This window comes from Halorarum salinum, assembly GCF_013402875.1.
Classification (GTDB): Archaea; Halobacteriota; Halobacteria; order Halobacteriales; family Haloferacaceae; genus Halorarum; species Halorarum salinum.
In genome coordinates this window covers 1,109,795-1,135,466 of the sequence record NZ_CP058579.1, presented here as the reverse complement: position 1 = coordinate 1,135,466, position 25,672 = coordinate 1,109,795, and the positions used below count along the sequence as shown (strand labels likewise).

Sequence of the window (25,672 nt, the reverse complement as noted above, 5' to 3'; positions counted from 1 at the left end):
GTCTCACTTCGGTTCGACTCGTCACGCCCTGGTTCGCCCGTTCACTCCGAGTCGGTCCTGATCTCGAACCGGGCGCCCTCGAGGGCGCCGTCGGTCACCGCGACCCGCCAGCCGTGAGCCTCCGCGATCTCGCGGACGATGGGGAGGCCGAAGCCGGTCCCCTCCTCGGCCGTGGTGAACCCGCGTTCGAACACCGCCTCGCGGTCCCCGGGGGGGATGCCGGGGCCGTCGTCGGCGACGTAGAAGCCGCCGTCCCCGTCGAGCGGCCCGACCTCGACGGTGACGCTCCCGGGTTCCGAGCCGTGCTCGCCGGCGTCGCCGGGCCCCGTCCGACCGTTCGTGGAACCGTGTTCCACGGCGTTTCGAAACAGGTTCTCGAACAGTTCGCGGAGTCGCGACGGGTCGGCGTCGACGGCACCGACGTTCTCGTGGACGTCGAGCGTGCCGCCCTCGACGGTCGCCCAGACCTCGTGTGCGAGCGGGGCCAGCGCGACGGACTCGACGTCGCCCACGCCCTGGCCGTTCCGGGCGAGCGCCAGCAGGTCCTCGATGAGCGCGACCATCCGCTCGTGGGCCTGGTGGGCGTGCTCGAGGTGCTCGCTGTCGCAGTCGTCCATCGCGAGTTCGACCCGCCCCTGCGCGACGTTCAGCGGGTTCCGGAGGTCGTGGCTCACGACGGAGGCGAACTCCTCCAGCCGCTCGTTCTGTCGCGCGAGTTCGCCCTCGCGGTTCCGGACCATCGCCTCCCGCTCTGCGCGGTCGAGCGCGGCCTCGACGTTGTCGGCGAACACGCGCGCCAGGCTCAGGTCCGACTCCGCGAAGGCGTCCACCTCGGTCGTGCCGGCGATGAACACGCCGTGGTCCCCCAGCGGCAGGACGACCTCGCTCCGGGCCGGCGTCTCCGGGTTCTGCACGTCACGGTCGGTCCGGACGTCGTCGTGGATCTCCGCCTCGCCGTCCTCGTAGCCCCGCCACGCGACGCTGCCGGGCTTCAGGTCCGGGATCTCCCCGAACAGCTCCTTCGCCTCCTCGGTGACGCTCACGGGGACGAGGCGGTCGCCGTCCGAGGAGCGGAGGAACACCGCGTTGACCCGTAGCCCGAGGATCTCGTGGGCCGCGTTCGTCGCCGCCGCGGCGACCGAGGCGGTGTCGCGAGCCGTCATCAGCTCGCGGGCGGCCCTGTGGAGCCGGTCGAGCCGCCGTTCCCGGTCGAGTCGGTCGAGCGCCACGGCCGTGTTGTCCGCGAGGAGGCGGACGAGTTCGACCCCCGACCCCTTCACCTCGCGCTCGTCGGCCGCACCCGCGATGAGGACGCCGTGGGAACCGATGGGGACGACGACGCCGGCGGCGACGTCAGCGTCCCGCACGTCGTCGAAGGCCACCGGTTCGCCGCCGTCGAACACGTCCCAGACCGGGTCGCCGGGGCCGTAGGTCGGGACCTCGTCGTACCGCTCCCGCACGGCGGCGGTGGTCGCGACCGGTTGGAGCCGCCCGGCCTCGACGAGGTGGACGGAGACGAACGGGAGCCCCAGGATCTCCTCGCCGGTCCGGACCGCGACCTCGCACAACGACTCCCGGTCCGGGGCGGTCAGCAGGTCCCGCGTCGCCGCGTAGAGCGCGCTCACGCGCCCGGATTCCTCCCCTGCGGCGTCGCGGGAATCCATCGACCCCGCGTTACCGACCGGCCGTGATAAATCCCGCTACTCGCGAACCATTCCTGATAGCCGACGCCGTCCGGGGGCCGGTTGCGGCCGGGTCAGGCGGGGGACGACCTTCCGCGTGCTGAACCGGTTCAGGCCAGGAAGACGTGCCGCGGCCGATCGGCGAGGACGTCGCGGCCCCACTCGACCGTCTCGCGGAACTCCTCGGAGCGGAAGAATCCCATCGCGTCCTCCCGCGAGGCCCACTGGCTGGCGATGAACATGTCGTTCTCGTCCTCGCGGTTCACCATCAGGTCGGTCCCGTGGTGCCCCTCGGTGTCCGCGAGCACCTCGCCGACCGTCTCGAACTTCCCCACGAAGTCCTCGCGGTGCTCCGGCTTCACGGCGTAGAACATCCCCATCGTCCCGAAGCCGGACTCCTCGCCGGCACGCGCGACGACGTCGGGGAGTTCCGAGAGGAAGCCAGCGGCCGTCTCGGCGGCGCTGGCGGTCTCCCAGATGGAGACGACCGCCTCGCGGTCGGTCCCCGTCCCGGAGTAGACGGCGGTCTTGACGTGCGTGCCGTAGTGGTCGAAGTTCTCGCGCAGGCCCTCGACCTCCGCGAACAGTTCGTCCGGGTCCGCCTCGGAGTAGAGCACGGTGGCGAACACGTCCTCGCCGTGGGGCTTGCCGGCGTAGACGTCGAGGTCCGCCAGTTCCGCGCGGATGGACGCCTCGTCGTCCGCCGCGTCGCCGTCCTCGCTTCCCCCTCCGTGGCCGTCGTGGTGGCCCTCGCCGTGATGGTCACCCGACCCGTGATGGCTCCCGTCGCCGTGCGGGTGGTCGCCGTCGCCGCTGTGGCCGCCCCCGTGCGGATGGTCGCCGTGGGCGGGTTCGCCGCCCGCGTGCGCGTGGTCCCCGTCCCCCCCGTGCTCGCTCGTCGGCACCGACTCGCCGGCGAGGTACGCGCCCAGGTCGCCCGGCGGGAAGCGCCGGCCGACGTAGAACCGTCCGAACTCGCCGTAGCGCGAGGACGCCTCGTCGAAGCGCATCTCGTAGACGATGTCTTTGATGTCGGCGGGGTCGGCCGCGAACAGGGTGACGCCCCACTCGTGGTCGTCGAACCCCACGGAGGAGGCGATGACCTGCTTGATCCTGCCCGCGTACTTCCGGCCGACGTCGCCGTGGCCCGACATCAGGTCGGCGCGCTCCTCGAAGCCCAGGTCGTACCAGTTGTACTCCTCGCCGCGCCGCTTGCTCATCGGGTAGAAGGAGACGTACTCGTCGTCGGGGATGTCCGGCTTCAGTTTCCCCTCGATGTAGCGGCGGAGGCCCTCGTCGATGTCGTCCTCGTTCCCCTCGAAGTAGTCGTCCGACACGTACCCCGACACTTCGGTCACGGAGACGTAGGAGGCGGGCTGGGTCGTGTACTCGGCCAGCGCGGTGGACTCGAACCGGCGCTCGGCCGTCGAGAGCGCGTCGAGCGTCGGCCGGAAGTGGAGCACGAGCAGGTCGGCCTTGTGCCCGAGCACGGAGAAGACGGCCGAGGCGCCCTCCTCGGCGTCCGCGAGGGCCTCGTGGCGTTCGAGGTGGTCGACGCCCTCCGCGATCGCCCGCCGGCGCTCGCGCTCGGGGGCGTCCCGCCAGGCGTCCCAGTCGACCTCGCGGAAGTCGTGGAGCACGTACCACCCTTCGTCCGTCTGCGGGGCTTCGGTCATAGGCGGAGGTTGGGACGCGGGGGGTTTGCCTGTTTTCCTTCGATTCTCCTGTGGAGTGGTGGTGTTCGGTCCGAGTTTGACTGGGTATCGAGCCACGTCGGTCGGTTCGCTGGTGACGACCGCGAAAGCCCCCGCGGCTCTCGGGTCGCGCGGTACACTCTGCGCTCCTCAGTCGCTCGCTTCGCTCGCTCCCTGCGGTGCTTGAGGCACCGTGCTTCCCCGAGAGCCGCGGCCCCTTTCAGTCCCACCCGGCGGAAATTCGGTCAAGCGACGCGACCCTGACTACCGCTCGCGCCGCCGCCGGTAGTCAGCCGCGGCGACCGTCCGTCCAGCCGGCGGGGCGCTGGCAGCAGGGGGGCGGTGAAGCGCGTGCTGGCGGTCGGCGCGCGTGACGGCGAGCCCCGGAGGGGCGAGCGGACGCGCGCGAGGGACGAGCACCGCAGGCGAACGAGCGAACGCAGTGAGCGAGCGAGCCGAGGAGCACAGGAGGCTGGGGAGGGCGAGGCTGTAATCATCGCCAGCAGCAGTCGTGGTCTGCTACCTGCCAACCGAGGAAGCGACGTAATCGGGGTGCGGAATCGCGTTCAACGCCCGCTAGTTCTCCTCGATGGCGTCGACGACCACGGCCGCGATGACGACCAGCCGCGGGTCGACGTCGCCCGACACCGTCACCGAGTAGCGGTCCCGCAGCGAGAACGCGCCCTCGATGCGGCCGACCTCGGTCCCGTCCGGCGCCTCCACGACGTACGCGAACGGGAGCAGCGTCGTGACCCACCGACGGACGAGCGCGCGGGCCCAGCTGTCCTCCTTCACCGTCGCCACGACGTCGCCGTCGGGGCCGAGCAGCTGGTACTCGTGTTTCAGCATCGACTTGAGGCTTCGCTTCACCGAGCCGACGCGCTCGCCGGAGCGGGAGTCCTCGACGTCGTACGCGGCCGAGGTGTCGAGCACGCTGTCGGCCTTCACCCGGAAGGCCTCCTCGCCGGTGTCGACGTCCTCGAACCGGAAGTCCTCCTTCAGGCGGAGCTTCTTCTGGGCGGACGCGAGGATCTCCTCGCCCCCCTCCGAGACGACGTACTTGTTCCCGATGGCGATCTTCTGGCGGACCTCGTAGCGGGAGCCGTCGAACATTGGCGGTGCTGGCTCGCCACGGGACAAGAAGTTTCGGACACGGAGTCGCGAAAGAATTGCCCGTGTTTCCGGGGACGAGCGGTACGGGTGCAGCCTCGCGAGTCGCCGCCTGTGAGGGCACCCCTCGCCATCCGGGTCCGGCGGCCCCCGTCCCCAGACCCGAATACCTTTGGCCGAGCGCGGGTTTCGTCCCCGTAATGAACGCGCTCCTCTGGGTTCTCGCGGGCGTCGTCGCCTACACCGCGATCCTCACCGCCCTCAACGCGAGGGGGTATCTCCCCGAGTCGGTGAAGGTCCAGGGCCCGCTGACGACGATCCACACCAAGCGCGGCCGGGCGTTCCTCGACTGGCTGGCCACGCCGCGCCGCCTCTGGCGGGCCTGGAGCAACGTCGGGGTCGGCATCGCGCTGGTCGTCATGTTCGGGATGTTCTACTTCCTCGTCCAGGCGGCCGTCCTGACGATCCGGAACCCCGTCTCGACGCAGGCGAACGAGCCCCAGAACTTCCTCGTCATCCCCGGCGTCAACGACTTCCTCCCGCTGGCGGTCGCGCCCGAGATCGTGTTCGGCCTGCTGATCGCGCTCGTCGTCCACGAGGGCGGGCACGGCCTGCTCTGCCGCGTGGAGGACATCGACATCGAGTCGATGGGCGTCGTCCTGCTCGCGTTCGTCCCCGTCGGCGCGTTCGTCGAACCCGACGAGGAGAGCCAGCGGGAGGCCGACCGGGGGGCGCGCTCGCGGATGTTCGCCGCGGGCGTGACGAACAACTTCTTCGTCACGCTCGTCGCCTTCCTGCTCCTGTTCGGCCCGGTGGTCGGCGCCATCTCCGCGGCGCCGGGCGTCGCCGTCGGCGGCGCCTACGAGGGCGCGCCGGCGGGCCAGGCAGGCATCGAGGGCGGCGACCGCGTCACCGCCGTCGCGGGAACGCCCGTGTCGAACGAGTCCGAACTCCGCGACGCGCTCGCGGCCGCCCCCGACCGGTCGGTCGAGGTCGAGGTGAACGGCGACGAGTCGGTCACTGTCGACAGGCGGGTCGTCGTCGTGGGCGCCGTCGAGGGGAACCCGGCGGGGCTCTCGATCGGCGAGGGCGAGGAGCCGGTGGACGTGACGGCCGTGAACGGCACCGAGGTCGGCACCTACGCCGAGTTCCGCGAGGCGGCCGCCGACCACGAGTACGCCGAACTCGAGACCAGCGCCGGCGAGCGGACGCTCCCGCTCGGCGTGTACGTCTCCGAGGTCTCGGAGGACGGGGCGCTGGCCGAGGCGACCGACCTGAACGGCTCGTTCGTGATCACCCGCGTCGCCGGCGAGCGCGTCGTCGACTTCGCGGACCTCGATACCGCCCTCGCCGACCACGAACCCGGCGACACGGTGACGATCCGGGCGTACGTGAACGGCACCTTCGAGGAGTACGAGGTGACCCTCGGCGGCCCCGAGGGCGACCCGCAGATCGGCGTCTTCGGCGCGGAGGGCGTCTCCGGGCTCGTCGTCGACGACTTCGGCGTGCGCTCGTACCCCGCGGAGGCGTACCTCGCGCTGCTCGGCGGCGACGCGGGCGAGGCCCCGCCGGGCATCGGCGGGCTCGTGGGCTCGTTCCTGGGGCTCGCGTACGTCGCCATCCTCCTCCCGCTGGCCGGGGCGGTCGGCTACCTGCCGTACAACTTCGCCGGCTTCTACGGCGTGTTCACCAACTTCTACGAGGTGAGCGGCCCGCTCGCGGCGTTCGGGGAGACGCCGGTGTTCCTCGCGGCGAACGCCCTCTTCTGGACCGCCTGGATCAACGTCCAGCTGGGCATCTTCAACTGCATCCCGGGCTACCCGCTCGACGGCGGGCGAATCCTCCGGATGGTGGCGGAGGGTATCGTCTCCAGGCTCCCGGTGTCCGACCGTCCGCGGCTGGTCCGGACGCTCACCACCTCGGTCGGGCTGACGATGCTCGCGGCGCTGCTGGTCATCGTGTTCGGGCCGCAGTTCATCGGCGGGTAGCTCGCCGGGTCGGTGCCGGGGGTTGGCCGGGCGAACCGGCCGTCCCTAGTCGTCGCTCGCCTGCCCCTCGGCTTCCGTCCCGCCGGCGTCCCCGCCGTCGGCGCCGTCGTCGGTCCCCTCCCCGTCGGCGTCTTCCCCGTCCCGACCGGCCCCGTCCGAGCCCTCGCCCGCGGGCTCCCACGAACCGCCGTGCTTCCCGTAGAACTCCTCGGGGGTGTCCGGAACGCGCTCGAACTCGCCGAAGTCCCGTTCGTGGTGGCGGACCATCTGTTCGACGATCCACCCCGAGTAGGTGTCGTCGAAGCACCACTCGTCGGCCGGCGCTCCGGTCTCGAAGCGGTCGTCGGTGGCGAACGCGACGTAGACGTGGTAGAAGCCGAGGATGACGTCCGCGAACTCGCGGGCCTTCCCGCCGGTCTCGGTGCGCTTCTCCGCGAGGTGCTCGCGGCCCGCGTCGGTCAACTCGAAGTACTTGCGGTCCGGTTCGTCCTCCCGCTCGATGCGTTCGGCCCACCCCTCGTCCTCGAACTTGTAGAGGATGGGGTAGACGGAGCCGTACGAGGGCTCCCAGTGGCCGCCGCTGATCTCCGTGATCTCCTTCAGAATCTCGTAACCGTACCGGGGTTTCTCCTCGAGGAGTTCGAGCACGAGATACGAGATGAGCCCTCGCGGCGGGCCGCTCTTCCGCATTGGACCCCACTTCCCGAGTTCCGAGGGTAAGGGTTTCGGTCCCTACAACTTCGCTAACCGGCCGGTCAGTTCGTTCCCGCGGGCGGGTTCCGGGGGTCGGCGAACGGCCGACCGGCAGCGACTCACCCCGGCCCGACGAGGTGCCGTTCGACCTCCTCCCGGGTCGGCATATCCCCGTGCTTGTCGCCCACGTGCTGTTGTGCGCTCTCCACGACCCCGCCCTCCTCGTTCCCGCTGGCGGAGAACTCGCAGCCGTCGACCGGACAGGTGTACTCCCAGACCATCCGTGGTTCGCCTCGGCGTCGCTTCGCCCCGCGGACGGTGAACAGTGTCGGTTGCACATTCAAGGGTGGCCGAGGGAGGCGCGCGGTCGTCGCACTCGGCCGGGGGTCGAGCGGCTCACTCGGTCGGGTAGGCCCGTTCGAACGGGTGCGGCGGCAGGCGGAGTTCGTCGAGTTCGGGGATGTGCTTGACGTTGTAGACCACCGACAGTTCCGCCGTCGTCGGCATCCCGTTACAGGAGAGCCTGATGCCGCGGTCGGTCATCTCCGGCGGCAGGATGTGGTCGACCGGCTGTGAGAGCTCGCCCTCCGTCACCGCGACCGCGCAGTTCGCGCACGCCCCACCGCGGCAGGCGTAGGGCCAGGCGAACCCGCTGTTCTCGGCGGCTTCGAGGAGCGTCTCGCCCGCCTCGACGGTGAACTCCCCGTGGTCGACCGCGTCGAGGTCGGCCGCCGCCGCCTTCTCGAACAGGTCGTCGTCGTCGAGCGCCCAGCCGTGGTCGTCGAGCACCTCGTAGTCGAGGTACTCGACCGTGGTTTCGGGCGTCTCCGCCGTCGTCGGCTCCGCCTCGACTTCGAGGTCCTCCGGGGGCTCGCCGTCGCTCGCGACGATCCGCTCGTAGGCCGCCCTGACGCGCCGGAACTCCTCGGCCGAACCCCCCTGGTCCGGGTGCGTCTCGATCACCCGTCGGCGGTAGGCCCGGTCGAGTTCCTCCTCGTCCGCGTCTGGGTCGACCCGGAGGACGTCGAACGGGGAGTCCATACTCCCCGTTACCGGTTCCGGGGGATAAACGCTCGTCGTTCCGGCGGTGACTTCGGTGCGGCCTCGTTCGGGGATTGCGGTGGGACTTCGTTCCGGAAGGTGGGTGAGAGCGTTCCGAAGTTCCCGTGGCTCTCGACTCCGAAGCTGGTCGGTTCACTGGGATCAGGTGGCCACGGTGTCGACCGCGAAAGCCCCCGCGGCTGTCGACTCGGGGACCGCCCCTGCGGTGCTCGTCCCTCGCGCGCGTTGCTCGCAGCGCGCCGAACGTCCAGCGACCCATCACCACCGAATTCGAAACTCGTCACCGTCGTATCGGGCCCGAAACTCCTCGAAACGGCCAACAGCGGGGTCGCTACCCCTCGCGCCGGAGCCGCGCCACCACGAACTCGCGCTCGAGTTCGCCGAGGAACTCGCCCAGCCGCGGGCCCTGCGTCTCGTCGAAGAACAGCCGGTAGCCCGCCTCGAAGAACTCCGACACCTCCACGTCGTGCCGCCGCGCCGTCTCGTAGATCTCGCCCTGGATCGCCTCGCCGTCGTGCCCCTCGGCCACGAAGTCGGCCAGGTCCGCCAGCGCGGCCTCGACGTCGGCGTCGAACGCGTGCTCGGGAAGGTCCGTCTGGAGGCGGTAGTTGTACTCGTTGTCGTTGCGCTCGGCCCAGCGGCGGGCGCGCTCGACGCGGTCCAGGGCGTCCTCGATGGCCCGCTCGGGCGTGTCCTCGGTGAAGTGCCCCTCGTCGCGGGCCAGCTTCACCCGGAAGTCGCGGTCCTCCACCATGCCGAGCACGGCCGCGAAGGTGTACGGGAGTCGGACGCGGTCCGGCCGGACCTCGTCGACGACGAACGGGTACGCCCGCTCGGCGAACGCCGTCAGGTCCTCGTCGGCCGCCTCCTCGCCGAAGTAGATACGCTCGAAGCGGTCGAACTCGTCGACGAGCAGGTCGAGCCGCTCCACGTTGAGATCCTTCGCCTTCTTGGGGTTCCGGACGAAGAAGTAGCGCAACACCTCCGGCTCGATGAGGTCGAGCAGCTCCTGGACGGTGACGACGTGGCCCGACGAGGAGGAGAGCGACTCCCCGTTCAGCGTGAACCACTCGTACACCATCGGCACCGGCGGCTCGATGCCGAGGACGTTCCGCGCGACGTCGACGCCGCTGGGCCAGGAGCCCTCCGCGTGGTCCTTCCCGAACGGCTCGAAGTCGACGCCGAGCACCCGCCACTGGGCCGGCCACTCGAAGCGCCACGGGAGCTTCCCCTCCCGGAACGAGGCGGTCCCCTCGTGGCCGCAGCCCTCGATGTACCGGCCGCCCGCCTCGATGCCCGAACAGCGGTACTCGACCGTCCGCTCGTCGACGTTCACGGCCGTGACGTCCTGGGTCAGCGTGCCGCACTGCTCGCACCGGGCCATGAACGGGACGTAGTCCTCGTCCACCTTGTCCTGGTACTCCGTCAGCACCTCCCTGGCCCGGTCGAGGTTCCGGAGGACGTGCTCGACGACGTCGTCGAACGCCCCCTCGGCGTACAGCTCCGTGTTCGAGACCATCTCGACCGGGATTCCGAGCGACTCGGCGTCGGCCTCGAGCAGCGCGGCGAAGTGGGCCGCGTACGAGCCGTGGCCGTCCTCGAACGGGTCCGGGATGTCGGTGTACGGCTTCCCGAGGTTCTCGCCGAGCGCGGCGGCGTTGACGTCGCCGAGGTCGACGACGTTTCCGTCGGTGTCCGCCAGCTTTCGGGGGAGCTTCCGAAGCGCGTCCCTGTCGTCGCTGGTGAACACCTGCCGGACCGCGTGGCCCCGCTCGCGGAGCACCTCGGCGACGAAGTAGCCCCGGATGATCTCGTTGAAGTTGCCCAGGTGGGCGATGCCCGACGGCGAGACGCCGCCCTTGACGACGATCGGCTCGTCGGGGTCGCGCGCCTCGATCTCGTCGGCCACCTCGTCGGCCCAGAACGCGCGGTACTCGCCGTCGCCGCCGCCGCCCCCGCCGCGGCCGACCGCGTGCGGGTCGACGCGGACCCCGTCGTTCCCCCCGGCGTCCGTCGGCTCGCCGTTCGGTCCCGTTCCGTCCGCGTCCGCGCTCATCGCTGCGCCCAGTAGGTCGGCTCGTCCCCGCCCGACGGGACGATGTCGGTGCCCGTGTGCTCGCCGCGAAGCACCGCGTCCTCGACCGCCGACGGGTCGTTGCCGTCGAGCACGATGGTTCGCATGCCCGCGCGCTCGATGAGCTTCGCCGCGAGGATGTCGACCGGGGCGGAGGCGCCGGCGTGCCGGCTCATCGGCGCGATGACCTCGACCAGTTCGGCCGGGGTGAGTTCGCCGTACTGCTCGGCGTCGGCCACCTCGTTCGGGTCGGCGTCGTAGATGCCGTCCGCGCCGGTGGCGTAGACGAGCAGGTCGGCGTCGACGTACTCGGCGAGCGCGGCGGCGACGGCGTCGGTCGTCTGCCCGGGCATCACCCCGCCCATGACCGAGATGTCGCCGCGCCGGATTGCGTCGCCCGCCTCGTCGTAGTCGTGGGCTGGCGTGGGGTCGGCGCGCCGGTCGAGCGCCGCGACGAGCAGCCGCGCGTTGATGCGGGTCACGTCGATGCCGATCTGGTCTAGCTGGACCTCGTTCGCGCCGAGTTCGCGCGCGGCGCCGATGTACTCCCGGGCGGTGCCGCCCCCGCCGACGACCGCGCCGAGTTCGCAGCCCTCGTCCGCGAGGCGTTCGACGACGGCGGCGTGGCCCGCCACCCGCTCGGGATCGAGTTCGGGCGCGAGCACGCTCCCGCCGAGGGAAACGACGACTCTCATTGCAACGGCGTAGCCGCGATTCGGTCTTAAGGCTCCCGGAGTGGCCACCGTGTGGGTGTCGATGGCGGGGGGTTCGGCGCGTATCGCTCGCTCGAAGAACCAACCGAATGGCGCGCGCGAGCAACGCGCGCGAGGGACGAGCACCGCAGTGAGGCGACCGGAGGGAGCCGAGCGAGGAGCACAGGAGGCCGGGGAGGGCGAGGTGCAGTGCGGTCGGGTGGGATTGAAAGGGGCCGCGGCGCTGGGACTTTCTGGGAGTGCTGCACCGAGAGCGGAGCGACTTCCGAACGGCACCCGTGGAAGGTTTCGAGGCGACCACGACACGATCCGACGAACATCCGCCGAGAACTACGACCCGGAACAATGGCCGAAGGTCTAAGCCGTTCGGCCCCCCTCCCTCGACCATGCAGGCGCTGTGCATCGTCGGCCCCGACGCCGGAGCGGTCCTCGACTCGCTCGCGGCCCGCCTCGACGGGCGGGTGGCCACGGTCCGACACGGCGACGTCGCCCCCGACCTCGGTCCGGAGGACGCCGAGATCCGCCTCGGCGAGGACGGGTCCTGGCACGCGACCGGAACCGGCGACACGTTCGAGGCGCTCCTGGATCGGCTCGCGCCCGAATACGACTATGCGCTCGTCGCCGGGTTCTCGCGGCTCCGGCTCCCCACCGTCGTCGTCGGCGACGAGTCGGTCCCGGGCGAGGTCGTAGAGCGGGTGGACGAGATCGGCGACCTCGACCTCGACGCGCTCGCGCCCCGGATCGACGACGTCGAGCCGCACGTCACGCTCGAGACGCTCGTCCGCCGGGTCAAGTCCCACCCCGACGCCGAGCGGTCGGGCGCGATTGCGACGTTCACGGGCCGCGTCCGCGCGAAGGACGCGCCGGACGACGACCGGACGACCCACCTCGCGTTCGAGAAGTACGAGGGCGTCGCCGAGGAACGGCTGGTCGCCATCGAGCGGGAACTGGCCGAGCGCGAGGGCGTCTTCGCCGTGGCGACCCACCACCGCGTCGGCGTCGTCGAGGACGGCGAGGACATCGTCTTCGTCGTCGTGCTGGCGGGCCACCGGACCGAGGCGTTCCGGACCGTCGAGGACGGCATCGACCGCCTCAAGGACAAGGTGCCGATCTTCAAGAAGGAGACGACCACCGACGAGGAGTTCTGGGTCCACGAGCGCGCGTGAGTCCGGCGGCGCGTTCGTTCGGGGCAAGAACCGGCAAGTAACTCCCCATTACCGCGCGTATGCCGCCAGTCCGACGGAAACGTAAGTTGACCCTACGAGTGGTTCACATCGGCTTATGAAACGTCTCGTCCGTTCATGAACCGTCGTGAACGGTTCCGTTTTCCTCGTTTCACGGCTTGACTGACATGAACGAGGGCGAATTACCGGTAACGGACGGCCCTTTATAACACCCTCCGGCCGGTCCGTTGAATCGAGGTGACACAGGATGAGCGCAACCGCGAACCCCTCCACCGAATCCGACGTCGATAGCCCCTCCAAGGAAGAGCGCCTGAAGGGCTTCCTGCTCGGGAAGGCCCAGGACGGCGAACTCTACTTCAAGAGCAAGTTCATCGCCGACGAGGTCGGCCTCTCCCCCAAGGAGATCGGCGCCCTCATGGTGAAGCTCACCGACTCCGCGACCGAGTTGGACATCGAGAAGTGGTCGTACACGAGCGCGACCACGTGGCGGGTCGAACCCGCGTAGGGCGGTCGTCGGTCGACCGGCGATCCGCGTCGATCGAGACGTGACCCCGCTCCCGCCCGCTTCGCCGAACCGACCCGCGACGGTCCCCGCATCCGTCACCGGCGTGCCCGACTCATCGGCGAACCGGACGCCGACGAGGGCGTCGACGCCCTCGTCGGCGTCCGGCGGGAGGACTTATCCTTCGCCGCGTCGAAGCGTACCCAATGAGCGATGCGGCACCGAGGGAGGTCCCTCGCCCTCCGGAACTGGACGCCGTCTTCCACCTTTCCGAGGTCCGAACGGACGGCGAACGCGTGCTCTACTACGGCATCAGCGACGTCGGCGAACGGGCGCTCGTCGAGCGCGTCTGGCCGGCGTTCCGCGAGCGGGGCTACGACGTGCAGGTCGTCCAGACGGACCGCGGCCTCGACGTGGTCGTCGCCCGCCCGTACTCCGCCGGCATCGACGGCGTCCCGTGGACGAACGTCCTGCTGTTCTGTGCGACGCTGCTGTCGACGCTGCTCGTCGGCGCGACCGCCTGGTACTACATCCCGTTCTCGGCGATCCGGCAGGACCCGACCGCCGCCCTGCAGGCGTGGCCGTTCACCGCCGCCGTCCTCGGGGTGCTGTTGACCCACGAACTCGGCCACTACGTCATGGGACGGTACCACGAGGTCGACGTCTCGCTGCCGTACGTCATCCCCTTCATCCTCCCGTTCGGGACGATGGGCGCCATCATCCGGATGCGCGGGCAGATGCCCGACCGGGAGGCGCTGTTCGACATCGGGGTCGCCGGACCGCTCGCGGGCCTGGTGGCGACGGTCGTCGTCACGGTCATCGGCCTGCTGCTCGGCCCGTTCACGGTCCCGGCAGAGATGGTCCAGCAGGGCGGCCGCGTCATCGTGTTCAACAACCCGCCGCTGCTCGACATCATCGCGGGGGCGATGGGCCAGCGGACCGACTACGGCGACCCCCGGCGGACGGCCCACCCGGTCATCATGGGCGCGTGGGTGGGGATGTTCTTCACCGTCCTGAACCTCCTCCCGGTCGGCCAACTCGACGGCGGCCACATCGTTCGCGCGATGGTCGGCGAACGTCAGGAAACCGTCGCGGCGCTGGTCCCGGCGGCGCTGTTCGGCGTCTCGGCGTACCTCTACTACGTACGCGACCTCGGCGTCAACGAGTCGGTCGGCCTCTGGGCGTTCTGGGGGCTGTTCTCGGCGTTCATCGCCTACCGCGGCCCGGCCGACCCCGTGGACGACTCCTCGCTCGGCTGGCGACGGATGGCGCTCGGTCTGTTCACCTTCGCGCTCGGGTTGCTGTGTTTCATGCTCGTGCCCATCCAGGTGACGACGCTGTAAGCGGGGCCGTCTGGTATGGTCGAAAACGGTCGCCCCGAGAAGTCGAAACCGGGGCGGGCCTACCTCGACCCGACGAGCGCGGCGAACAGGTCGTCGAAGTCGGCCTCCCCGGTCTCGGCGAAGACCCCGCGGTCGCCGCCGACCGCGACCGTGTACTTCCCGCCGGAGTACGCCCATCCCCGCTGTGGCGTCCACTCCATGCCGCTCGTCTCGCCGAACGCGTCGGCGAGCGTGTCGAACAGCATCGAAACCGACGCGCAGAACTGTGCCGCGTTCGCGGCCACCTCCTCGGACAGGCCCACGTTCGTCTCGTAGTCGACGAGCGATCCGGCCGGCGAGAACTCGCCCGCCGCGACCACGCCGTCGATCTCGAGCAACTCCTTCAGGGTCGGGAGCGATCCTCCGTTACTCACGTCCATCATCGGGAGGGGATACGCCTCGCGAGGAGAAATAGACGCAGTAGCTGGTACCGTCGCGATAGCCACGGATGGCCTCCGTGGCGGGCGGACGGGACCCGTTTCGACCGGCGGACGATACCCCTCCGCGCAGGTTGCGGCCACGGCCGACGGCCGACCGGGACGGAACCCGACGCCGTCCGTCCGTTATGAAAACGCGTTTCTCGCACCCGCCACTGTCGTTCGACGAGAGATGGGCGGAGGAACGATCAAGCGGCGTCTACAGGGGATGGACAACTACGACTTCGAGCACTTCGTCGCCGACCTCTGGGAGCGACAGGGGTGGAACTGCGAGGTTTCCGCGGCGAGCGTCGACGCCGGCGTCGACGTGACCGCCACCAAGTCCACCCCGTACGCACAGAAGAAACTGATACAGGCGAAACGCTACGGGCCGAACACCACGGTCGGCGGCCCCGACGTCCAGCGGTACGCCAGCCTCAAACACCAGCAACCGGACGCCGACTCGGTCGTCGTCGTGACCACGAACTCGTTCACGGGTGCCGCGGAGGACCGGGCCCGCGAGTTGAACGTCAAACTCGTCGACGGCGACGACCTCGCCGCCCTCGTCGTCGACCTCGAGGCGGTCGACCTCCTCGACCGCTACGCCCCGCGATCCGAGCGCGGGGGCGCCCGGTCCGACGACGGGCCGGTCGGGGACGGCGGGGGACCCGACGACCCCGAGGCCGGTCGACCCAGCACCGCCGACGGTTCGGGGCTCCGCGACGGCGACGGCACGCTCTCGCCCGAGTCGTCGCCGGGGTGGCTCCACCGCCTCGAACGCGCGCGCCAGTGGCACCGCCTCGTCCCCCTCGGACTCGTCCTCTGGTTCGTCGCCGTCGGCGCCGTCGGCGCGCTCGCCGGCGCTGGCGGCGCGTGGACCGCCGTGGCCGACCTCCTCGGGTTCGGCGTCGTCCTGCCCCTCGTGGTCGCCGTCCCCGTCGCGTGGTACCTGGACGTGCGCTACGTCCGCGCGGAGACGGAGTGGTCGCCCGCCGCCCCGAGGTATCTCCTCGGCAGTCTCCTGCTCGCGGGGCTGCCGATGCTGTACTACTACTACAGGCGGTACAGGACGATCGGCCTCTGATCGACGGAACGGTCGTTCCGACCCCCGTCCCGACCGCCGCCGACTCAGTGGTCGTACCCGCGGTCGGGAAGCGGTTCGCCGTCCATCTCGATCCCCGACTCGGTGACGTCGCCGATGCGCGCCAGGGGCGTCGGCGACGCCTCCCGCGCCGCGTCGAACTCCCCCTCCGGCACCGCGAACACGAGTTCGAAGTCCTCGCCGAGGAACAGCGCCGCCTCGCGGCGCTCCCCCTCGCCGCTCGTGACCTCGTCCACGGCCGGGTGGACCGGCACGTCGGCCTCCCGGATCGAGAAGCCGCAGTCGCTCGCCTCGGAGAGCTGGTGGAGCGAGCGCGCCAGCCCGTCGCTGGAGTCCATCATCGCGGTCGCGTGCGAGCGGAGCGCCCGCCCGGCCGCGACGCGGGGGGTGAACCGGAACAGGTCGTTCCCGCGCTCGACCGCCGCCGGCGAGTTCCCGGCGTTCCCTGCGCCAGCGGCGTCCCTCGCGCCCCCCGGGTCGCCGGCCGCCGCGCGCTCGAAGAACCGGAGCGCGGCGGCGGTCCGCCCCAGCGCACCGGTGACACAGACGACCTCGCCGGGGCTCGCGCCCGATCGGAGCACGGGGTCGGCGGCGGCGCCGACGACGGTCGTCGCGACGGTGAACTCGTCCGTCCGGTCGAGGTCGCCGCCGACGTACTCGGCGCCGACCGCCTCGCAGACGTCGCGGGCGCCGCGCACGTACGCCCGGATTTCCCCGGCGTCGAAGGAGGGGGCGGCGTAGGCCGCGACGGCCGCCTCCGCGTCCGCGCCCATCGCCGCCACGTCCGAGAGCGAGGCGCCGACCGAGCGCCAGCCGGCGGTGTAGCGGGTGACGCCGTCCGGGAAGTCGGCCGACTCGTGGAGCATGTCGGTCGTGAGCACGCGGCCGTCGACGACCGCGCAGTCGTCGCCCGCGCCGGGGAGCTCCGCGGCGAGCAACGACAGCGCCTCGCGTTCGTCCATCGGTCGCCCGTCGGCGCGGGTCCCCGAAACGCTTTCGACGCGGATCGGGTACGCGACTGACCCGCGAATCCGTCGGGAATCGAACCGGGTCGATGCTTTCGACGGCTTGATACCGAATCCGGACGGAGCCGGGGGCATGGACCGCGACCAGCTCCGCGCCACCGTCCTGGGCTTCGGTGCCGCGGCCGTGGTCCTCGCGACGATGCTCCACCTCGTCGGCGTCGATGAACTGCTCGCGGAGCTCTCGCGGGCCAGGACGGGGCTGGTGCTGGTCGTCGTCGGGCTGACGGTCGCCTGGCTCCTCGCCTGGTCGTTCGCGCTCCGGACCGTCCTCGGCGTGCTCGGCGTGCGGACGTCGGTCGGCAAGTCGTTTCTCGTGTTCAACGGCGCGATGTTCTCGAACAACGTGACGCCGTTCGGGCAGGCCGGCGGCGAGCCGGTGACGGCGCTGCTCATCTCGAAGATGACCGACACCGAGTACGAGCGCGGGCTGGCGGCCATCGCGAGCGTGGACACGCTGAACTTCGTCCCCTCCATCACGCTCGCGCTCGTCGGCGCGGCCTACTTCGCGACGGAGACGACGTTCGGCACCCGGCTCCGGGTCGCCACCGGCGTCGTCGTGCTCCTCGCCGTGGCGGTGCCGGGGCTCGTGTATCTGGGGTGGCGGCACAGGTATAGCCTGGAGCACCGCGTCGTCTCGGCGCTCACGCCGGTCGTCCGCCGGCTGGCGGGGCTGGTCCCCGGCGTCCCCGTCCCCGACCCGGACGCCATCGAGTCCCGCATCGGCCACTTCTTCGGCGCCATCGAGCGCGTCGCGACCGACCGCGAGGCCATCGCCCTCTCGCTCGGAGCCTCGACGCTCGGCTGGGGCTGCCAGATGCTCGGGCTCTGGGTCGCCTTCGAGGCCATCGGCGCGTCGGTCCCGCTCTCGGCGATGCTGTTCGTCGTGCCGATGGGCGCCATCGCGGGCGCCACCCCGTTGCCGGGCGGCGTGGGCGGCATCGAGGCGGTGCTCGTCGCCGTGCTGGCGGCGCTCCCGGGCGTGAACGTCGGCGCGGGGACGGCCCTCGCGGCGGTCGTCATCTACCGCGGCGCGGTGTTCTGGATCCCCGTGCTCGTCGGCGGGGCCGTCGTGGGCGTCGTGGGCGCGGACGGACTCGGGTGAGGGGCCACATCCTCCGGTCCGGCGCCCCCGTGAGCGAGTGACAGCCGCGACGGAGAGACGACGAGTTTAAACGCCGGGACGGTGAATCCGGCCGTATGGTCACTCTCTACGACGTCCCGGCGGCGGACCTCATCGAGGAGGTCGCCGACCGGCTCGAGGAGCGCATCGAGGAGCCGGAGTGGGCCGGCTTCACGAAGACGGGGACGGGCCGCGAACTCCCGCCCCAGCAGGAGGACTTCTGGTTCGTCCGGACCGCCTCCCTGCTCCGGAAGGTCGCCGACAACGGCCCCATCGGCGTCGAGCGGCTCGCCACCGGGTACGGTGGCTCCAAGGGCGGCTCGACGCGCTACCGCGTCTCCCCCGCCGAGCACGCCGCCGGCTCGCGGAAGATCATCCGGGTGGCGCTCCAGCAGCTCGAGGAGGAGGGCTTCGTCGAGACCGCCAAGGGCGAGGGCCGCCGGATCACCGACGAGGGTCGCGCGTTCCTCGACGAGGCCGCAGGCGACGTGCTGGAGGGCCTCGACCGGCCGGAGCTCGAACGCTACGCGTAGACCGGTTCGAGGCCGTTTTCGCGACGTCCCCCCTCGGCCGGGAGCGAGGCGGACGACGCCGCTCGACGGCGGACGACGGGGGCCGTGGGCGACCCGTCGCGGGGGCAGGTCCCCGGGGTAATCGCCCAACCGCGTCGACCGGTGTGATCGGCTGCCACGCGACCGCCGGAAACCGCAAGGGGGCGCGGAAGCCGAGAACAGCACCTTTATCACTCGCAGGAGGCGAATTTACCTAACGAGATTATCTCTCGGAGGTCAATGGTGACGGAGAAAACACAACCGGAGGTGAACATCGGACTCGTCGGCCACGTGGACCACGGGAAGACGACCCTCGTGCAGGCGCTCTCGGGGTCGTGGACCGACCAGCACAGCGAGGAGATGAAGCGCGGCATCTCAATCAGGCTGGGATACGCCGACGCGACGCTACGCAAGTGTCCCGAGTGCGACGAGCCCGAAGCGTTCACCGTCGAGGAGAGGTGCCCGGAACACGACGTCGAGACCGAGGTCCTTCGGACCGTCTCGTTCGTCGACGCGCCGGGCCACGAGACGCTGATGGCGACGATGCTGTCCGGCGCGTCCATCATGGACGGCGCCGTCCTGGTGGTGTCGGCCACCGAGGACGTGCCCCAGGCCCAGACCGAGGAGCACCTGATGGCGCTGGACATCATCGGCATCGAGAACATCGTCGTCGCCCAGAACAAGATCGACCTCGTGGGCTCCGAGCGCGCCCGCGAGAACTACGCGCAGATCCAGGAGTTCGTCGAGGGGACGGTCGCCGAGGGCGCGCCGATCGTCCCCATCAGCGCCGGACAGGGGATCAACGTCGACGTGCTCATCGGGGCGCTCGAGGAGGAGATCCCGACGCCCGACCGGGACGAGACGCTCCCCCCGCGGATGTACGTCGCGCGGTCGTTCGACATCAACCGGCCCGGCACGACCGCCGACGAGTTGCTCGGGGGCGTGCTCGGCGGGTCGCTCTCGCAGGGCACCCTCGAGGCGGGCGACGAGCTCGAACTCCGGCCCGGCCGCGAGGTCGAGGAGGGCGGCCAGACCGAGCACCGGCCCATCGAGACGAGCGTGCGTTCGCTCCAGGCCGGCGGCCGGTCGGTCGAGAAGGTCAGCCCCGGCGGTCTGCTCGGGGTCGGCACGGGTCTGGATCCGAGCCTGACGAAGGGCGACGCGCTCGCGGGGCAGGTCGCAGGCGAACCCGGAAGCCTGCCGCCGACGCGTGAGGCGTTCGAGATGGGGGTCGAACTGCTCGACCGCGTCGTCGGCGAGGGCGAGGTCGAGGAGATCTCGACCGGCGAGCCGCTGATGCTCACGGTCGGCACCGCGACCACCGTGGGCGCGGTCACGAGCGCCCGAGAGGGCGAGTGCGAGGTGTCGCTGAAGCGCCCCGTCTGTGCGGAGTCGGGCGCGAAGATCGCGATCAACCGACGGATGGGCGCCCGCTGGCGGCTCATCGGCGTCGGGACGCTGCGGTAGGTGACTCCCCCGTGACGACCGTGGTCCTCGACACGAACGCGCTAATGATGCCGGTCGAGTGCGGCGTCCGCGTGTTCGAGGAACTGGACCGACTGGTGACCGACCCCGATCCGGTCGTCCCGCGGGCGGTCGTCGCGGAATTGGAGAACCTGTCCGAGGGTGCGGGCGAGGAGGCGACGGCGGCGTCGGTCGGCCGCGACCTCGCGGAGCGCTGTCGGGTGGTCGAGACGCACGAACGGTACGCCGACGACGCCGTCGTCGAACTCGCCCGACGCGAGTTCGACGGCTACGTGGTCACGAACGACGCTCCCTTGCGCGAGCGCCTCGCCGAACGGGGCGTTCGCGTAATCTGTTTAAGGGGCGCGAACACACTGGCGGTAACAGAGCGATAACATGTACAAACGGGTACGACTCAAGGACACGGTCGAGGTGCCACCCGAGCACCTGGCCGACGTGACGAACGACAGGGTGCGAAAGCTCCTGCAGGACAAGCTGGAAGGCCGCATGGACGAGGACGTCGGCAGCGTCGTCAGCGTCGTCGCGGTACACGACATCGGCGAGGGCGCGGTGCTGCCGAACCGACCCGGCGTGTACTACGAGGCCGAGTTCGACGCCATCACCTTCGATCCCGACATGCAGGAGGTCGTCGACGGGAACGTGGTGGAGGTCGTCGAGTTCGGCGCCTTCGTCGGCATCGGCCCCGTGGACGGGCTGCTCCACGTCTCCCAGATATCGGACGAATATCTCGCCTACGACGGCGAGAACCAACAGCTCGCGTCGACGGAGTCGAACCAGACCCTCGGCGTCGAGGACGCCGTCCGCGTGCGCGTCGTGACCAAGAGCATCGACGAGCGGAACCCCCGCGACTCGAAGATCGGGCTCACCGCGAAACAGCCCGGCCTCGGCAAGCACGGCTGGCTCGAGGACGAGGCGGCGAAGCGCGACGAGGGCGACGAGGCGACCGCGGAGGGGAGCTAGATGGCCGAGGACCGGCTCGCGTGCCGCGAGTGCCACTACGTGAACGACCCCGACAGCCAGACCTGCGACAACTGTGGCTCCTCCTCGCTCACGGAGGACTGGGCCGGCTACATCATCATCACCCATCCCGAGCAGTCCGAGATCGCCCCCGAGATGAACGTGACCAAGGCGGGCAGCTACGCGCTGAAGGTCCGCTGACCGGATGCTCCGCCTGCCCGAGACCCTCCGCGGCGCGTTCAAGGAGCCGCTCGGCCCGGTGTACGTCGAGACGGACGCGCTGCTCGCGGACGCCGGCGACCCGATCGTCGCGGTCGGCGACGTCGTCACCTACCACCTCCGGGTCGCCGGCCGCGACCCGGACGTCTCGGTCCTCGACGGGAGGACGAAGCGGGAGGCCGTGAGCGAGGAGATCGCCGCGGTGCTCGCCGGCGGGAACCCCCGCATCGAGGTCGAGAACCCGCCGGCGACGCTCTCGGCCGACATGCTCGACGCGCTCCGAGAGGCCATCGACCGGGACGAGAACGTCGTGATCCACGTGACCGGCGAGGAGGACCTCGCGACGCTCCCGGCCATCGTCGCCGCGCCGGATGGCGCGAGCGTCGTCTACGGCCAGCCGGACGAGGGGATGGTGCTCGTTCCGGTTACCCCGGAGACGAGAGCCGAGGCCCGTGACCTCGTCGGGCGCATGGACGGCGACGTGGAGGCGGCGTTCGACCGGCTGGAGCAACGATAGCCCCCGACGCCCGGCCATCGGGGCCGCACCGCTCGGACCGCTACCCGCGAACTGTCACTCGTGAACGGCATCCACGAACTGCTCCCTACGGGAGGGCTATCGCGCCACCCGTCGACCGGCCCTGGCGGTCGGATCGACCCGGTAGAGCCGGACGTCGAGGTCGACGAGGTCCTCGTCGAACACCCGGAACGGGTCGAACCGGTCACGGACCCGCCGGGCCGCCGACTCCTCGAGGCGGACGAGCCGACCCCGGATCTGGACGGACCAGCCCTCCTTCGGGTCGTCGTCGTAGACGAGGACGACGACCTCCTCGGTGGCGTCGAGGAAGGCCAGTTTGGTCGCGTCGCCGTCGTCGGTGAGCCTGACGACGAGGTCGCCGTCCGCCCGGGCGTAGGAGACCGGGACGGCGTAGGCACGGTCCCCGTCGGCGAGCGCGAGCACCGCGGTACCGGCGTCGCCGAGTGCGGCCTCGACCTCCGCCTCGTCCATTCCCGCCGTGTAAGTGAACGGGCCGTTCATGGGCGGTCGTTCGACGGCGCGGCGCAAAGCGTTGTCCCCGCCGCCGGCGACGGCTCCGTCCGCTTCGAAATCCTTTTCCCACCAACGAGCGGATGTTCCGGCAACTGAACCATGGATATCGACATCATCTCCGAGGAGGAGAACCCCATGCTGCACCGCACTGACGTCCGCTTCGAGATCGTTCACGAGGACGCCACCCCCGCGCGCCTGCAGGTGCGCGACTCGCTGGCGGCGAAACTCGACAAGGACGCCGCCGAGGTCGTCGTCCACGAACTGAACACGAAGTTCGGCATGCGCAGGACGGTCGGCTACGCGAAGGTGTACGAGACGGCCGAGGACGCCGAGGACGTCGAACAGGACTACATGCTCGACCGTAACGCCATCGGCGCCGACGAGGACGCCGAGGCCGAAGAGGCGTAAGCGACCCGCCACGGAATGCGCGTCCTCGGCATCGAGGGGACGGCGTGGTGTGCGAGCGCCGCCGTCTTCGACGACGCCGGGGGCGACGTTTTCGTCGAGTCCGACGCGTACGAACCCGATAGCGGCGGCATTCATCCGCGGGAGGCCGCCGAACACATGGGCGAGGCGATCCCGCAGGTGATAGCGCGGACGCTGGCCCGCGCACGCGAGGAGTACGGCCCCGACCCGATCGACGCGGTCGCGTTCTCCCGCGGACCGGGGCTCGGCCCCTGCCTCCGCATCGTCGGCACCGCGGCGCGGGCGCTCTCGAGAACCCTCGAGGTGCCCCTCGTCGGCGTGAACCACATGGTGGCCCACCTCGAGATCGGGCGCCACCTGTCCGGCTTCGACTCGCCGGTCTGTCTGAACGCCTCGGGCGCGAACGCCCACCTGCTCGGCTACCGGGACGGTCGGTACCGGGTGCTCGGCGAGACGATGGACACCGGCGTCGGCAACGCGCTCGACAAGTTCACGCGACACGTCGGGTGGAGCCACCCCGGGGGGCCCAAGATCGAGGCCCACGCCGAGGGCGGCGACTACGTCGAACTCCCGTACGTCGTGAAGGGGATGGACTTCTCCTTCTCGGGCATCATGAGCGCCGCGAAGGCGGCCTACGACGACGGCGTCCCCGTCGAGGACGTCTGCAACTCCTTGCAGGAGCACACGTTCGCGATGCTCACGGAGGTGGCCGAGCGGGCGCTGTCGCTCACCGGCACCGACGAACTGGTGCTGGGCGGCGGCGTCGGGCAGAACGACCGCCTCCGCGGGATGCTCGGGGAGATGTGTGCCGCCCGCGGCGCGGAGTTTTACGCGCCGGAACCGCGGTTCCTGCGGGACAACGCCGGGATGATCGCCGTGCTCGGCGCGAAGATGGCCGCGGCCGGAGACGTCGTGGCCGTGGCCGAGTCGGCGATCGACCCCGACTTCCGACCCGACGAGGTGCCGGTGACCTGGCGCGACGACGGGGAGTCGGTGTCGCGGAGCGTGGGTCCGGTCAGTGGCTCGACCGCGGACGGCGGCGGGACCGGCGACGCGGGCGACGACGCCGATCTCCGCGGCGCGGAGGCGGTCGTCGAGATCTCGGGCGAGGCGGTGACGAAGCGGCGCCTCCCGAAGGGGTATCGCCACCCGGAGCTGGACGCGTCGCTGCGGCGCGATCGGACCGTCACGGAGGCGCGTTTGCTCGCGGACGCCCGGAAGCAGGGGGTTCCGACGCCGCTCGTGTGGGACGTGGACGTGACGGAGGCGACGATCCGAATGCAGCGCGTGGGGGAGCGGGACCTCGCGGCGGCGCTCACCGACGAGCACGTCCGGACGGTGGGCGGGTATCTCGCGCGGTTGCACGCGGCCGACGTGGTGCACGGCGACCCCACGACGCGGAACGTCCGGATCGACGGCGACCGTGTCTTCCTCGTCGACTTCGGACTCGGCTACGGGTCTGGCCACGTCGAGGACCACGCGATGGACCTCCACGTGTTCGAGCAGTCGCTGGAGGGAACGGCGGCGGAGCCCGAGGCGCTCGTCGCGGCGTTCGAGGGGGGGTACGCGGCGGTGGGGGAGGAGACGGTGCTGGAGCGACTCCGCGGCATCGAGGGGCGCGGCCGCTACCAGTAGGGCGAACGGGCGGTCCGGGCGGCGCGTCGAGGGGGGACCGCGCGACCGCTGACCCCTCGACGGCGGCTGTCAGGTCACGGGGCGAGTGGTTCCGTTTTCGGACAAGAACCCTCGTTCGACGAGCGTTCCGTTCGTTCGTCGGCCGGCCGCGCTCCGTTCTCGCGGGCGAACGAGCCGGGGACCGTCCGACCAGTGCGCCTAAGTCACCGTTCGATAATATCACGGTGTGACTAGTAGACTCTCGGGGTACGCGGGTGGGAACACCGACGGCCTCCGCTCGGACGATCGAGTTCTCCACGTCGGCAGGGACAGGCCGATACGGATCTCCGCCGGGCACCGCCTCCTCCACCACGACGGGAAGTGTCGCAGGCCACACGGACACAACTACGAGATCGAGGTCCGACTTCGCGGCGAACTCACCGGGGAGGGGTGGATCGCGGACAAGGGCGACGTCACGGACGTGGTCAGGGAGTGGGACCATCGGTTCCTCGTCGAGGAGGGGGACCCGCTGATCGGGGCCTTCGAGGCCACCGGGGACGGGGACGCGCTCGTGGTGCTCGACGCGCCGCCCACCGCCGAGGTGATGAGCGTTCGCCTCGAGGACCGGCTCGTCGAGGTGCTGCCGGAGACGGTGTCGGCTCTCGCCGTCGACGTCCGCGAGACCGACGAACTGTGCGGCGGGGGGACGCTGGAGTGAGGATGCCGGCGAACGCTGACTCCGAGGCGGTGCGGGCGTCCGACCGGACGGGGGACTCCGGGACGACCGGACTCCCGATCAACGAGCTGTTCCACTCGATCCAGGGCGAGGGGCGACTCGCCGGCGTCCCCTCCGTGTTCGTCCGGACGAGCGGCTGTAACCTGCGGTGCTGGTTCTGCGACTCGTATCACACCTCGTGGGAGCCGACGCACGCGCGGATGACGCTCGAGGAAATCGTCGGGGAGGTCGAGTCGTACGGGGACGCGGACCACGTCGTCCTCACGGGCGGGGAGCCGCTCGTGCACGAGGCGTCGGTTCCGCTGCTCGAGCGGCTGGACGACCTGGGATACCACACGACCGTCGAGACGAACGGCACGATGTTCCGGGACGCCCCCATCGATCTGGCGAGCGTCAGCCCGAAGCTATCCTCGAGCACGCCGACGCCCGAGACGGATCCGAAGGGCGACGGGGAGTGGGCCGACCGGCACGAGGCGGCGCGGATCGACGTCGACACGCTGTCCAGCCTGGTCGACGCCTACGAGTGCCAGCTCAAGTTCGTCGTGACGGGCGCCGAGGACCTGCCGGAGATCGAGCGGGTCGTCGACCGCGTCCGGGCCGAGGCTGCCGCGACGGTCCCCGACTCGGACGTTCTCCTGATGCCGGAGGGCACGACGCGAGACGCGCTGGACGAGGGACGGGCCGAGGTGGCCGAACTGGCGTTGGAACGCGGCTACCGTTACACACCACGGCTGCACGTCGACCTCTGGAACGACGCACCCGGAACCTGACATGAGCGACGAAACGCCCGACACACACGACACGCGCGACGGATCGACGCGCCGGGGATGCACGGATCGAGCGGGGAGCGGGGATGGGACGAGGGGCGGGAGCCGTGCGGTGATCCTCG

At 70.7% G+C, this 25,672-nt stretch carries 27 protein-coding genes; 16 read left to right on the top strand and 11 right to left on the bottom strand.

Features of this window, described 5'->3' with window-relative positions:
• Positions 1–41 precede the first annotated feature (41 nt).
• From HUG12_RS05365 to HUG12_RS05355, 3 genes are all read right to left on the bottom strand, one after another.
• Entirely contained in the window at positions 42–1,664 is a 1,623-nt protein-coding gene (locus HUG12_RS05365; protein ID WP_179267778.1) for a sensor histidine kinase, read from the bottom strand.
• 128 nt (positions 1,665–1,792) lie between these two features.
• Positions 1,793–3,358 carry a heme-binding protein gene (locus HUG12_RS05360; protein WP_179267777.1) on the bottom strand — a complete coding sequence of 522 codons (1,566 nt, stop codon included), beginning with the start codon at positions 3,356–3,358 and terminating at the stop codon, positions 1,793–1,795.
• 594 nt (positions 3,359–3,952) lie between these two features.
• Positions 3,953–4,489 (bottom strand): LURP-one-related/scramblase family protein, encoded by a 537-nt coding sequence (locus HUG12_RS05355; RefSeq protein ID WP_179267776.1) that lies wholly within the window; start codon positions 4,487–4,489, stop codon positions 3,953–3,955.
• A 197-nt stretch (positions 4,490–4,686) separates the two neighbouring features.
• Between HUG12_RS05355 and HUG12_RS05350 the strand changes: the two genes are divergently transcribed.
• The gene (locus HUG12_RS05350; RefSeq protein ID WP_179267775.1) at positions 4,687–6,474 is read left to right on the top strand and encodes a site-2 protease family protein; all 1,788 of its coding nucleotides are present in this window, start codon (positions 4,687–4,689) and stop codon (positions 6,472–6,474) included.
• A 45-nt stretch (positions 6,475–6,519) separates the two neighbouring features.
• Here the strand turns inward: HUG12_RS05350 and HUG12_RS05345 are convergent, their stop codons facing one another.
• From HUG12_RS05345 to pyrH, 5 genes are all read right to left on the bottom strand, one after another.
• Positions 6,520–7,164, bottom strand: a complete 645-nt coding sequence (locus HUG12_RS05345; RefSeq protein ID WP_179267774.1) for a PadR family transcriptional regulator — start codon at positions 7,162–7,164, stop codon at positions 6,520–6,522.
• A 122-nt stretch (positions 7,165–7,286) separates the two neighbouring features.
• Complete coding sequence (locus HUG12_RS05340; protein WP_179267773.1) at positions 7,287–7,448, bottom strand: DUF1059 domain-containing protein; 162 nt, start codon at positions 7,446–7,448, stop codon at positions 7,287–7,289.
• Positions 7,449–7,563: 115 nt separating this feature from the next.
• Entirely contained in the window at positions 7,564–8,208 is a 645-nt protein-coding gene (gene fer, locus HUG12_RS05335) for a ferredoxin Fer (protein ID WP_179267772.1), read from the bottom strand.
• Positions 8,209–8,560: 352 nt separating this feature from the next.
• Positions 8,561–10,285 (bottom strand): lysine--tRNA ligase, encoded by a 1,725-nt coding sequence (gene lysS / locus HUG12_RS05330; RefSeq protein WP_179267771.1) that lies wholly within the window; start codon positions 10,283–10,285, stop codon positions 8,561–8,563.
• Positions 10,282–10,998 (bottom strand): UMP kinase, encoded by a 717-nt coding sequence (pyrH, locus tag HUG12_RS05325; RefSeq protein ID WP_179267770.1) that lies wholly within the window; start codon positions 10,996–10,998, stop codon positions 10,282–10,284. Before pyrH ends, lysS begins: the two co-directional genes overlap by 4 nt.
• A gap of 404 nt (positions 10,999–11,402) precedes the next feature.
• On the opposite strand from pyrH, the gene HUG12_RS05320 reads away from it, so the two are divergent.
• From HUG12_RS05320 to HUG12_RS05310, 3 genes are all read left to right on the top strand, one after another.
• Positions 11,403–12,182, top strand: coding sequence for a molybdopterin synthase (locus tag HUG12_RS05320; RefSeq protein WP_179267769.1), 780 nt, complete (start codon positions 11,403–11,405; stop codon positions 12,180–12,182).
• Between the two features lie 265 nt (positions 12,183–12,447).
• A complete protein-coding gene (locus HUG12_RS05315; protein WP_179267768.1) occupies positions 12,448–12,705 on the top strand; it encodes a DUF7123 family protein in 258 nt (85 codons plus the stop codon).
• 203 nt (positions 12,706–12,908) lie between these two features.
• Positions 12,909–14,045, top strand: a complete 1,137-nt coding sequence (locus tag HUG12_RS05310; protein WP_179267767.1) for a site-2 protease family protein — start codon at positions 12,909–12,911, stop codon at positions 14,043–14,045.
• Positions 14,046–14,104: 59 nt separating this feature from the next.
• Here HUG12_RS05310 and HUG12_RS05305 read toward each other — a convergent pair whose 3' ends face one another.
• Positions 14,105–14,464 carry a DUF2173 family protein gene (locus HUG12_RS05305; RefSeq protein WP_179267766.1) on the bottom strand — a complete coding sequence of 120 codons (360 nt, stop codon included), beginning with the start codon at positions 14,462–14,464 and terminating at the stop codon, positions 14,105–14,107.
• 229 nt (positions 14,465–14,693) lie between these two features.
• Here HUG12_RS05305 and HUG12_RS05300 point away from each other — a divergent pair, with 229 nt between their 5' ends.
• Positions 14,694–15,584: a restriction endonuclease gene (locus HUG12_RS05300; protein ID WP_179267765.1), complete on the top strand. Its 891-nt coding sequence runs from the start codon at positions 14,694–14,696 to the stop codon at positions 15,582–15,584.
• A gap of 44 nt (positions 15,585–15,628) precedes the next feature.
• On the opposite strand, the gene thiL is transcribed toward HUG12_RS05300, so the two are convergent.
• Complete coding sequence (thiL, locus tag HUG12_RS05295) at positions 15,629–16,564, bottom strand: thiamine-phosphate kinase (RefSeq protein ID WP_179267764.1); 936 nt, start codon at positions 16,562–16,564, stop codon at positions 15,629–15,631.
• A 136-nt stretch (positions 16,565–16,700) separates the two neighbouring features.
• On the opposite strand from thiL, the gene HUG12_RS05290 reads away from it, so the two are divergent.
• From HUG12_RS05290 to HUG12_RS05260, 7 genes are all read left to right on the top strand, one after another.
• Positions 16,701–17,729, top strand: coding sequence for a lysylphosphatidylglycerol synthase transmembrane domain-containing protein (locus HUG12_RS05290; protein WP_179267763.1), 1,029 nt, complete (start codon positions 16,701–16,703; stop codon positions 17,727–17,729).
• Between the two features lie 95 nt (positions 17,730–17,824).
• Positions 17,825–18,280 carry a 30S ribosomal protein S19e gene (locus HUG12_RS05285; protein ID WP_179267762.1) on the top strand — a complete coding sequence of 152 codons (456 nt, stop codon included), beginning with the start codon at positions 17,825–17,827 and terminating at the stop codon, positions 18,278–18,280.
• Between the two features lie 258 nt (positions 18,281–18,538).
• A complete protein-coding gene (locus HUG12_RS05280; RefSeq protein WP_179267761.1) occupies positions 18,539–19,765 on the top strand; it encodes a translation initiation factor IF-2 subunit gamma in 1,227 nt (408 codons plus the stop codon).
• 44 nt (positions 19,766–19,809) lie between these two features.
• On the top strand, positions 19,810–20,157 hold the full coding sequence (locus HUG12_RS05275) for a PIN domain-containing protein (RefSeq protein WP_218836457.1): 348 nt from the start codon (positions 19,810–19,812) through the stop codon (positions 20,155–20,157).
• 1 nt (position 20,158) lies between these two features.
• Complete coding sequence (locus HUG12_RS05270; protein ID WP_179267759.1) at positions 20,159–20,743, top strand: DNA-directed RNA polymerase; 585 nt, start codon at positions 20,159–20,161, stop codon at positions 20,741–20,743.
• Positions 20,744–20,941, top strand: coding sequence for a transcription elongation factor subunit Spt4 (gene spt4, locus HUG12_RS05265; RefSeq protein ID WP_179267758.1), 198 nt, complete (start codon positions 20,744–20,746; stop codon positions 20,939–20,941). It begins immediately after the preceding gene.
• Positions 20,942–20,945: 4 nt separating this feature from the next.
• Positions 20,946–21,476 (top strand): GTP-dependent dephospho-CoA kinase family protein, encoded by a 531-nt coding sequence (locus tag HUG12_RS05260; protein ID WP_179267757.1) that lies wholly within the window; start codon positions 20,946–20,948, stop codon positions 21,474–21,476.
• A gap of 96 nt (positions 21,477–21,572) precedes the next feature.
• Here HUG12_RS05260 and HUG12_RS05255 read toward each other — a convergent pair whose 3' ends face one another.
• Positions 21,573–21,995, bottom strand: a complete 423-nt coding sequence (locus tag HUG12_RS05255; RefSeq protein ID WP_179267756.1) for a pyridoxamine 5'-phosphate oxidase family protein — start codon at positions 21,993–21,995, stop codon at positions 21,573–21,575.
• A 111-nt stretch (positions 21,996–22,106) separates the two neighbouring features.
• On the opposite strand from HUG12_RS05255, the gene HUG12_RS05250 reads away from it, so the two are divergent.
• The 4 genes from HUG12_RS05250 (at position 22,107) to HUG12_RS05235 (ending at position 25,553) form a co-directional block, all read left to right on the top strand.
• Positions 22,107–22,415, top strand: coding sequence for a 30S ribosomal protein S24e (locus tag HUG12_RS05250; protein ID WP_179267755.1), 309 nt, complete (start codon positions 22,107–22,109; stop codon positions 22,413–22,415).
• 15 nt (positions 22,416–22,430) lie between these two features.
• Entirely contained in the window at positions 22,431–24,068 is a 1,638-nt protein-coding gene (locus HUG12_RS05245; RefSeq protein ID WP_179267754.1) for a bifunctional N(6)-L-threonylcarbamoyladenine synthase/serine/threonine protein kinase, read from the top strand.
• A gap of 226 nt (positions 24,069–24,294) precedes the next feature.
• Positions 24,295–24,765 carry a 6-pyruvoyl trahydropterin synthase family protein gene (locus HUG12_RS05240; protein ID WP_179267753.1) on the top strand — a complete coding sequence of 157 codons (471 nt, stop codon included), beginning with the start codon at positions 24,295–24,297 and terminating at the stop codon, positions 24,763–24,765.
• A 2-nt stretch (positions 24,766–24,767) separates the two neighbouring features.
• On the top strand, positions 24,768–25,553 hold the full coding sequence (locus HUG12_RS05235) for a 7-carboxy-7-deazaguanine synthase QueE (protein ID WP_179267752.1): 786 nt from the start codon (positions 24,768–24,770) through the stop codon (positions 25,551–25,553).
• Positions 25,554–25,672 lie beyond the last annotated feature (119 nt).

What these genes read in the sequence shown, in the direction of transcription:
- HUG12_RS05280 (WP_179267761.1), top strand. Translation starts at nt 18,539, where the DNA reads ATGGTGACGGAGAAAACACAACCGGAGGTGAACATCGGACTCGTCGGC.
- HUG12_RS05360 (WP_179267777.1), bottom strand. Translation starts at nt 3,358, where the DNA reads ATGACCGAAGCCCCGCAGACGGACGAAGGGTGGTACGTGCTCCACGAC.
- HUG12_RS05275 (WP_218836457.1), top strand. Translation starts at nt 19,810, where the DNA reads ATGATGCCGGTCGAGTGCGGCGTCCGCGTGTTCGAGGAACTGGACCGA.
- HUG12_RS05350 (WP_179267775.1), top strand. Translation starts at nt 4,687, where the DNA reads ATGAACGCGCTCCTCTGGGTTCTCGCGGGCGTCGTCGCCTACACCGCG.
- HUG12_RS05315 (WP_179267768.1), top strand. Translation starts at nt 12,448, where the DNA reads ATGAGCGCAACCGCGAACCCCTCCACCGAATCCGACGTCGATAGCCCC.
- HUG12_RS05355 (WP_179267776.1), bottom strand. Translation starts at nt 4,489, where the DNA reads ATGTTCGACGGCTCCCGCTACGAGGTCCGCCAGAAGATCGCCATCGGG.
- HUG12_RS05235 (WP_179267752.1), top strand. Translation starts at nt 24,768, where the DNA reads ATGCCGGCGAACGCTGACTCCGAGGCGGTGCGGGCGTCCGACCGGACG.
- HUG12_RS05305 (WP_179267766.1), bottom strand. Translation starts at nt 14,464, where the DNA reads ATGGACGTGAGTAACGGAGGATCGCTCCCGACCCTGAAGGAGTTGCTC.
- pyrH (WP_179267770.1), bottom strand. Translation starts at nt 10,998, where the DNA reads ATGAGAGTCGTCGTTTCCCTCGGCGGGAGCGTGCTCGCGCCCGAACTC.
- HUG12_RS05320 (WP_179267769.1), top strand. Translation starts at nt 11,403, where the DNA reads ATGCAGGCGCTGTGCATCGTCGGCCCCGACGCCGGAGCGGTCCTCGAC.
- HUG12_RS05365 (WP_179267778.1), bottom strand. Translation starts at nt 1,664, where the DNA reads ATGGATTCCCGCGACGCCGCAGGGGAGGAATCCGGGCGCGTGAGCGCG.
- HUG12_RS05245 (WP_179267754.1), top strand. Translation starts at nt 22,431, where the DNA reads ATGCGCGTCCTCGGCATCGAGGGGACGGCGTGGTGTGCGAGCGCCGCC.
- lysS (WP_179267771.1), bottom strand. Translation starts at nt 10,285, where the DNA reads ATGAGCGCGGACGCGGACGGAACGGGACCGAACGGCGAGCCGACGGAC.
- thiL (WP_179267764.1), bottom strand. Translation starts at nt 16,564, where the DNA reads ATGGACGAACGCGAGGCGCTGTCGTTGCTCGCCGCGGAGCTCCCCGGC.
- HUG12_RS05255 (WP_179267756.1), bottom strand. Translation starts at nt 21,995, where the DNA reads ATGAACGGCCCGTTCACTTACACGGCGGGAATGGACGAGGCGGAGGTC.
- fer (WP_179267772.1), bottom strand. Translation starts at nt 8,208, where the DNA reads ATGGACTCCCCGTTCGACGTCCTCCGGGTCGACCCAGACGCGGACGAG.
- HUG12_RS05250 (WP_179267755.1), top strand. Translation starts at nt 22,107, where the DNA reads ATGGATATCGACATCATCTCCGAGGAGGAGAACCCCATGCTGCACCGC.
- HUG12_RS05300 (WP_179267765.1), top strand. Translation starts at nt 14,694, where the DNA reads ATGGGCGGAGGAACGATCAAGCGGCGTCTACAGGGGATGGACAACTAC.
- spt4 (WP_179267758.1), top strand. Translation starts at nt 20,744, where the DNA reads ATGGCCGAGGACCGGCTCGCGTGCCGCGAGTGCCACTACGTGAACGAC.
- HUG12_RS05310 (WP_179267767.1), top strand. Translation starts at nt 12,909, where the DNA reads ATGAGCGATGCGGCACCGAGGGAGGTCCCTCGCCCTCCGGAACTGGAC.
- HUG12_RS05340 (WP_179267773.1), bottom strand. Translation starts at nt 7,448, where the DNA reads ATGGTCTGGGAGTACACCTGTCCGGTCGACGGCTGCGAGTTCTCCGCC.
- HUG12_RS05285 (WP_179267762.1), top strand. Translation starts at nt 17,825, where the DNA reads ATGGTCACTCTCTACGACGTCCCGGCGGCGGACCTCATCGAGGAGGTC.
- HUG12_RS05345 (WP_179267774.1), bottom strand. Translation starts at nt 7,164, where the DNA reads ATGCGGAAGAGCGGCCCGCCGCGAGGGCTCATCTCGTATCTCGTGCTC.
- HUG12_RS05270 (WP_179267759.1), top strand. Translation starts at nt 20,159, where the DNA reads ATGTACAAACGGGTACGACTCAAGGACACGGTCGAGGTGCCACCCGAG.
- HUG12_RS05260 (WP_179267757.1), top strand. Translation starts at nt 20,946, where the DNA reads ATGCTCCGCCTGCCCGAGACCCTCCGCGGCGCGTTCAAGGAGCCGCTC.
- HUG12_RS05290 (WP_179267763.1), top strand. Translation starts at nt 16,701, where the DNA reads ATGGACCGCGACCAGCTCCGCGCCACCGTCCTGGGCTTCGGTGCCGCG.